Source organism: Cupriavidus sp. HPC(L) (genome assembly GCF_000307735.3).
Classification (GTDB): Bacteria; Pseudomonadota; Gammaproteobacteria; order Burkholderiales; family Burkholderiaceae; genus Cupriavidus.
Genome location: NZ_AMPR02000143.1, coordinates 1 through 7,738 on the forward strand (window position 1 = coordinate 1; position 7,738 = coordinate 7,738).

General features: G+C 70.8%; 7 protein-coding genes. 5 read left to right on the forward strand and 2 right to left on the reverse strand.

The genetic code is table 11. From position 1 onward, the window contains the following. On the forward strand, positions 1-346 hold a 346-nt coding region (locus B551_RS10255; RefSeq protein ID WP_006580095.1), incomplete at its 5' end, for a murein hydrolase activator EnvC. 110 nt (positions 347-456) lie between these two features. Here B551_RS10255 and recJ read toward each other — a convergent pair. Together recJ and B551_RS10265 are read right to left on the reverse strand one after the other, a co-directional pair. Further along, positions 457-2,154, reverse strand: coding sequence for a single-stranded-DNA-specific exonuclease RecJ (gene recJ / locus B551_RS10260; protein ID WP_023264021.1), 1,698 nt, complete (start codon positions 2,152-2,154; stop codon positions 457-459). Positions 2,155-2,245: 91 nt separating this feature from the next. Further along, the gene (locus B551_RS10265; protein ID WP_043438658.1) at positions 2,246-3,397 is read right to left on the reverse strand and encodes a hypothetical protein; all 1,152 of its coding nucleotides are present in this window, start codon (positions 3,395-3,397) and stop codon (positions 2,246-2,248) included. A 158-nt stretch (positions 3,398-3,555) separates the two neighbouring features. On the opposite strand from B551_RS10265, the gene B551_RS10270 reads away from it, so the two are divergent. The 4 genes from B551_RS10270 to B551_RS10285 all read left to right on the forward strand — a co-directional run. After that, positions 3,556-4,806: a lipoprotein-releasing ABC transporter permease subunit gene (locus B551_RS10270; RefSeq protein ID WP_006579673.1), complete on the forward strand. Its 1,251-nt coding sequence runs from the start codon at positions 3,556-3,558 to the stop codon at positions 4,804-4,806. Beyond that, positions 4,799-5,557 (forward strand): lipoprotein-releasing ABC transporter ATP-binding protein LolD, encoded by a 759-nt coding sequence (gene lolD / locus B551_RS10275; protein ID WP_043438656.1) that lies wholly within the window; start codon positions 4,799-4,801, stop codon positions 5,555-5,557. Before B551_RS10270 ends, lolD begins: the two co-directional genes overlap by 8 nt. Before the next feature lie 26 nt (positions 5,558-5,583). Then, positions 5,584-6,426: a TatD family hydrolase gene (locus B551_RS10280; RefSeq protein WP_006580197.1), complete on the forward strand. Its 843-nt coding sequence runs from the start codon at positions 5,584-5,586 to the stop codon at positions 6,424-6,426. Between the two features lie 183 nt (positions 6,427-6,609). After that, on the forward strand, positions 6,610-7,738 hold a 1,129-nt coding region (locus B551_RS10285; protein WP_023264023.1), incomplete at its 3' end, for a ComEC/Rec2 family competence protein.

Below are 7,738 nucleotides of genomic sequence, written 5' to 3' on the forward strand. Positions count from 1 at the left end.
GCAATGGCCGGCGGACGGCACGGTCACGCACGGCTATGCGCCGCCGTCGAGCAAGGGACTGCGCATCGCGGTGCCGGCCAACGGCACCGTACGGGCGGCCGCGGCCGGCTGGGCGATCCACGTCGGCGCGCTGCGTGGCTACGGCACGCTGGTGATCGTCAAGCACAACGACGACTGGCTGACCGTCTACGGCAACCTGGATCAGCCGATGGTCAAGGAAGGCGCCCACGTCGACGCCGGCCAGGTGGTGGGCCGCATGGGCGCCGCCGCCAGCGAACTGCATTTCGAGGTGCGCGGCAACGGCAAGCCGGTCGATCCGGCCAGCATGCTGCCGGCGCGGGGATAAGCGGCCGGTCTTGTCGTCCCCGCGCGGGCAGGGATCCAGCGACTGCAAACCTGGCCGCACAAGCCGCTGGACCCCCGCCTGCGCGGGGGCGACAACCGGGACGTTCCTTGCTACTGCGCGTGCTCGATCACCATCTGCACGCGCGTGACGCCGTTGAAGGTGTTGTTGTCGAGCCGGTAGGCGACCATCGCGCTGGCCCCGAGCGTGTCGGCGTGGTTGAACCAGATCGCGTCGAACTGGCGCTTGCCGCGCCCCAGCTGCAGCTTCAGATGCTTGCCCTTGAGCACGGTTTGGCGCAGCACGTCGAACTCCCCGCAGAAGGTCGGCGGCGGAAAGCCCTGGCCCCATACCTGCTGCTCCAGCAGCGAGACGAAGGCCGGATCGAAGCAGTGGTCCTCGATCTCGCCGTCGGTCTCGATCACGCGGGCCAGGTGATCGTCGGTCAGCCATTCGCGGCCGATTCCTTCGAACGCGTCCATGAAGCGCTCGAAATCGCCGGCGCGCAGCGTCAGGCCGGCCGCCATCGCATGGCCGCCGAACTTCACGAGCAGACCGGGATGGCGCTTGGAGACCAGGTCGAGCGCATCGCGCAGATGAAAGCCCGGAATCGAGCGGCCCGAGCCCTTGATCGTGGCCTCGTCGCCCGGCGCGAAGGTGATCGTCGGCCGATGGAATTTCTCCTTCAGGCGCGACGCCACGATGCCGATCACGCCCTGGTGCCAGGTGTCGTTGAACACGCTGACGGTAAAGCGCGACGACGGATCGAGCCCGTCCAGCGGACGCTCGAGGATCTGCAGCGCTTCCTGCTGCATGCCCGCCTCGATGTCGCGCCGCTCGCGGTTCATCGCATCGAGCTGCTGCGCGATCTCCCAGGCGCGCTCCGCGTCGTCGCTGAGCAGGCATTCGATGCCGAGCGACATGTCGGCCAGCCGGCCGGCGGCGTTCAGCCGCGGGCCCAGGCCGAAGCCGAGATCGAAGGTGGTGGCGCGGCTGGCCTCGCGCCCGGCCGCGCGGAACAGCGCGGCCACGCCCGCATGCATGCGGCCCGCCCGCATGCGCTTCAGGCCCTGCGCGACCAGGATGCGGTTGTTGGTATCGAGCTTGACCACGTCCGCCACGGTACCGAGCGCGACCAGATCGAGCAGCGTGTCGAGCCGCGGCTGGCTGGCCGGCGTGAACACGCCGCGCTGGCGCAGTTCGGCGCGCAGCGCCAGCAGCACGTAGAACATCACGCCGACGCCTGCCAGGTTCTTGCTGGGGAAGCCGCAGCCCGGCTGGTTCGGATTGACGATCACCGCCGCGTCGGGCAACTGGTCGCCCGGCAGATGGTGGTCGGTGACGACCACGTCGATGCCGCGCGCATTGGCCGCGGCCACGCCATCGACGCTCGCGATGCCGTTGTCGACGGTGACGATCACGTCCGGATTGCGTTGCGCCGCCAGCGCGACGATCTCGGGCGTCAGGCCGTAGCCGTACTCGAAGCGGTTCGGCACGATGTAGTCGACCTGGGCGCCGAGCATCCGCAAACCACGCACGCCGACCGCGCAGGCGGTGGCGCCGTCGCAGTCGTAATCGGCGACGATCAGCAGCCGGCGGCGGGCCGCGATCGCGTCGGCCAGGTAGACCGCGGCGCGGTCGATGCCCTTCATCGCCTGCGGGGCCATCAGCTCGGGCAGATCGGTGGCCAGCTCGCGCGCATGGGTGACGCCGCGCGCCGACAGGATGCGCGCCAGCGTCGGATGCAGGCCCAGCGCGGCGAGGGCGCTGGCGTGGTCGGGCTGGTGGGGGCGGATCGCGATGCGGGTCATGGGGTCGGAACGATAGCGGAGCAGGGGCCGGGGCGGCGGCCAAGCGAGCAAGACGGGTGGAACGGGCGCGTTGGCATCGGCATGGTCGTGCTCATGCCGCCAGCGCCAGATCGGACAGCAGCGCGCGCCAGTCGCCGCGCATCCCCAGGCCGCGCCAGAACTTGCGCAGGTCGCCGCGGCGCACGGTGAATTCGGCGTGATGGTCGTCGCCGCCGAGCACCAGCGTCAGCGCCTGCAGCCGGCCCGCTTCGAGCGCGGCCAGCGCCGGCGCGAACCAGTCGGCCTCGAGCGCATGCAGCCGCTCGATCCAGCTGCCCCAGTCCTCGGCGATATAGGCCGAGACGCAGGCATCGAGCAGCGCCATGGCGCTGCCCCCGGCCTGCAGGGAATCCAGCGATTCAAGCGATGCCAGCGAGGATGGCAGCGGCCGGCATGCGGCGCCGCCCGCCAGCGCCAGCCCGCGCAGCAGCGGATCGTCGGCCAGTACCGTATCGGCCAGCCGCGGCACCGGCCTCAGCGCGCCGCCGCCATGCAGCCAGACCGAGTTGACGGGCAGCGCGCCGCTGGCCTCGCGCGCCTGGTTGACCGGATGGTCGAACCAGGTCATCTGGATCTCGTTCTGCAGCCGGCGCCAGTCGCGCTCGCGCGGGCCGGACTGCATCCAGACGTCGATATTGCGGCCGGCGGCGCGCAGCGGCGGGGTAGCGTCCAGCGGGCCGAACACGGCTTCGGGCAGGTACCAGCGGCCGGGGTGCGGCGTATCCAGCGCGATGCCCGAATCGTCCAGCAGCGGCGCGATCGCCTCGCGCAGCGCGGCCGATTCGGCGGCGTCCAGCGTCAGCAGCGCCGGGTCCATCAGCACCAGATGATCGCGCGCGGCATGGATATGGACCGGCTGCAGGCAGACCCAGGAACCCTCGTCACGGCCCGCCGCGGCGGCGCCATGGTCGGCCAGCCGCATGTAAGGGGCGGTGGGCACGCGCGCGGTGTCCAGGCCTGCGCGCGCGGCGAGCCAGCGCTCGTGCGGCAGCGAGCGCAGCGCGGTCGGGTCGTAGCCCGCCCCGTGGCGCTCGCGCGCGGTGGCGCCGGCGCGCGTCAGCAACTTTCCCAGCGCCGGCAACTCCAACTGGCGCAGCAGCGCGCCGGCAATGCCGCCACCGGCGCCGTTCGGTTCGTCCAGGCCCTCGGTATCCGCGCCGGGCGGGACCGAAAAGGGCACAATCAGGGTCAGGTGCGTCGTCATGGTTGGCGAGATTGTAAACTCGCGGCTGGCCGGCGCGTCCCGATTCACCGGATTCGCGCAGGATTTGCGCAGGATTTGCGCGGCGTCCGCGGGCGCCGCGGAGGCGATGGCGGCCCGGCAGGGCCCTTCGCGCATTGGCAACGAACACAGGAACCGTCTTGAACTTTCCCTACGAGTGGCAGATTGGCTGGCGCTATACCCGCGCCAGCAAACGCGCCAGCCGCAATACCTTCATCTCGTTCATCTCGATGATCTCGATGCTCGGCATCGCCCTCGGCGTGGCGGCGCTGATCGTCGTGCTGTCGGTGATGAACGGCTTCCAGAAGGAGGTCCGCGACCGCATGCTGTCGGTGCTGGCGCATATCGAGGTGATCGGCCCGTCCACGCTGCCCGACTGGCGCCGCACCGCCGCCGAGGCGATGCGCAACAAGGAGGTCGTCGGCGCCGCGCCCTATGTCGCCGCGCAGGCGATGCTGACGCGCGACGACATCGTGCGCGGCGTGCTGCTGCGCGGCGTCGACCCGGCCGAGGAGCCCAAGGTCTCGGACATCGGCAAGCAGTTCAAGGCCGGCAGCCTGAACGAGCTGCAGCCCGGCGGCTTCGGCATCGTGCTCGGCGGCGAGCTGGCGGCGGCGATGGGCGTGCGCGTCGGCGACAAGGTCACGCTGGTGGCGCCGCAGGGCACCATCACGCCGGCCGGCGTGCTGCCCCGGCTCAAGCAGTTCACCGTGGTCGGCGTGTATTCGTCGGGCCATTACGAGTTCGACAGCGCGCTGGCGCTGATCGACATCCAGGACGCGCAGACGCTGTTCCGGCTCGACGGTCCCAACGGCCTGCGGCTGAAGCTGGCCGACATGCAGCGCGCGCCGCAGGTCGCCGATGCGCTGGCCGGCACGCTGTCCGGCGAGCTCTATCTGCGCGACTGGTCCAAGCAGAACCGCAACTGGTTCGCCGCGGTGCAGACCGAGAAACGGATGATGTTCATCATCCTGACGCTGATCATCGCGGTGGCGGCCTTCAACCTGGTGTCGACGCTGGTGATGACCGTCACCGACAAGCAGGCCGATATCGCGATCCTGCGCACGATGGGCGCGCAGCCCGGCTCGATCATGCGCATCTTCATCGTGCAGGGCGTGGCCATCGGCTTCATCGGCACCGTGCTCGGCGTGCTCGGCGGCACGCTGATCGCGACCAATATCGACGTGATCGTGCCCTTCATCGAGCGGATCCTGCAGGTCCAGTTCCTGCCCCGCGACATCTATTTCATCAGCGAATTGCCCTCGGACCCGCGCGTGAACGACATCGCCACCATCGGCACCATTTCCTTCGTGCTGGCCATCCTGGCCACGCTCTATCCCAGCTGGCGCGCCGCCCGCGTGAACCCCGCGGAGGCGCTGCGCTATGAGTGAGGCCATGCTGAACCGCACCGCTTCCCCCGACGCCTGGCCCGAGGCCGCGCCGGCGGGCGCCACCGCCGCCTCGCAACCGATCCTGAGCGCGCAGGGCCTGTGCAAGCGTTTCCGCCAGGGCGGGCTCGACGTCGAGGTGCTGCGCGGCGTCGACCTGCGCGTCGATGCCGGCGAGAAGGTCGCCATTGTCGGCGCCTCGGGCTCCGGCAAAAGCACGCTGCTGCATGTGCTGGGCGGGCTCGACAATCCGGATTCGGGCAGCGTCGCGCTGCTCGGCAAGCCCTTCACCGATCTGCGCGAGACCGAGCGCAACCTCGTGCGCAACCGCTCGCTCGGCTTCGTCTACCAGTTCCACCATCTGCTGCCGGAGTTCACCGCGCTGGACAACGTCGCGATGCCGATGCGCATCCGCGGCCTGCGTCAGGGCGAGGCGCGCGAGGCCGCGCAGGCGATGCTGGCGCGCGTGGGCCTGGGCGAGCGTGCCAAGCACCGTCCCGGCGAGCTGTCCGGCGGCGAGCGGCAGCGCGTCGCGATCGCGCGCGCGCTGGTGGGGCAGCCCGCCTGCGTGCTGGCCGACGAGCCGACCGGCAACCTCGACGACCATACGGCCGGCGGCGTCTACGACCTGATGCTGGAGCTGTCGCGCACGCTGGGCACCAGCTTCGTGATCGTCACCCACGATCTCGATCTGGCCAATCGCTGCGACCGCGTGCTGCGGCTGCGCGACGGCCATCTGCATCGCGAACGCTGAGCGCGGCGCGCCGGAGTTCATCGCCGATGTGGATCGATACCCATTGCCACCTCGACGCGGCCGAGTTCGATGAGGACCGCGGCGCGGTGGTGACGGCCGCGGCCGCGGCCGGCGTCGGCGGCATCGTGCTGCCGGCGGTGGCGGTGTCGAACTTCGCGGCGGTACGCGCGCTGGCGCATCGCCATCCGGCCTGCGTCTATGCGCTCGGCATCCATCCGCTGTGCACGCCCGGCGCGGGGCAGGCCGATCTCGACGCGCTGCGCAGCGAGGTCGAGATCGCTCTGACCGATCCGCGCTTCGTCGGCATCGGCGAGATCGGCCTGGATTTCTTCGTGCCGGGCCTCGACGCGCAGCACCAGACCTGGCTCTATGTCGAGCAGCTGAAGATCGCGCGCGAGTTCGATCTCCCGGTGCTGCTGCATGTGCGCAAGTCGCAGGACCAGGTCGCCGCGCAACTGCGGCGCGTCGGCGTGCGGCGCGGCATCGCCCATGCGTTCAACGGCAGCGCGCAGCAGGCGCAGCGCTTCGTCGAGCAGGGCTTCAAGCTCGGCTTCGGCGGCAACGTGACGTTCAGCCGCGCGCGGCAGATCCGACGGCTGGCGGTAGAGCTGCCGCTGGACGCGCTGGTGCTGGAGACCGATGCGCCCGATATCGCGCCGGCCTGGCTGACCGACGACCAGTTCGGCGAGCAACGCAAGGTGCGCAACACGCCGGCCGAGGTCGCGGGCGTCGCGCGGGTGCTGGCCGAACTGCGCGGCATCGACGCGGACACCTTGGCCCAGGCGACCTGGCGCAATGCGGTCGAGGCGCTGCCCCGGCTGGCCGCCTTTGCCGCGACGATGGCACCGTCCTCCGCCGTGACGGACTGACAAGTTCCGGGCCGCCGCCCGGCGGTATAAACGCGGGCATCGTGATCCCTTGATTGGGGGGGCGTGCATGTCTGCGGTGCGTGCGGTCGTTGCAGCCGCTATCGTCGTTTCGTTCTCTGCGGCGCCTGCTGTTCCTGCCATTGCTGCGGCCGCTGTTGCTGGGGCCGCTATTGCCGGGACACGATGCGCCTGACGCTGTGCGCCTTCGTCGCGGGCTGCTGGCTGGTGCAGCAATTGCCGGCACTGCCGCCAGCTTCGATCGGCGTGACCGCCGGTCTGGCCGCATTGGTCGTGGTGATCGCGCTGTCGCCGCTTGCCGGGCGTCCGGAGCCTTCCTCGATCGGCTTCCATGTCCGCTTGCTGGCCACTGTGCTGGCCGCGCTGATCGCCGGCGCGGCATGGTCCGCCTGGCGTGCCGAGCGTCGCCTGGCCGAGCGGCTTGCGGCGCAGTTCGAAGGCGTCACGCTGTCGCTGACGGGCGTGGTGTCGGGACTGCCGACCGGCAACGGCGAGAGCCTGCGTTTCGCGTTCACGGTCGACGGCGACAGGCCGGCCGGCTTGCCGCCGCTGCTGTCGCTCGGCTGGCAACAGGCGCCGCCCGATCTGCTGCCCGGCACGCGGCTGGCGCTGACCGTACGGCTGAAGCGACCGCACGGCCTCGCCAATCCACATGGCTTCGATTACGAATACTGGCTGCTGCAGCGGGGCATCGGTGCGACGGGCTACGTGCTGGCGGCCCGCCCCGCAGCGCCGGTGGCCCTGCGGCCGGCCTGGCGCATCGCGCGCTGGCGCGCGTGGATCCGCTCGCGCATGCTGGCCGCGATGCCGGCCGAGGCGCCATTGGCTGGCGTGCTGGTGGCGCTGGCGATCGGCGACCAGAGCGGCATCGCCGCCGACCAATGGCGCTGGTTCACCCGCACTGGCATCGGCCATCTGGTCAGCATTTCGGGCCTGCATATCACGATGATTTCCGGGCTGGCCGGTGCGCTGGCGAGGGCGCTGTGGCGGTATTCGTTCGGCCTGGGCAGATGGCTGCGGCGGCCGCTGCCGTTGCGTTGTCCTGCGCAGCGGGCGGCGGCGCTGGTGGCGGTGGCGATGGCGCTGGCCTATGGGCTGCTGTCGGGAATGGAGGTGCCGGCGCAACGCACGGTGGCGATGGTGTCCGTCGCCGCGCTGGCGCTGTGGTGGCAGCGCCGGCCGCCCGCGTCGCTGGTGCTGGCCTGGGCTGCGGCGGTGGCGCTGGCCCTCGACCCCTGGGCGGTGCGGGCGGCGGGATTCTGGCTGTCGTTCGGCGCGGTCGCGGCGATCTTCG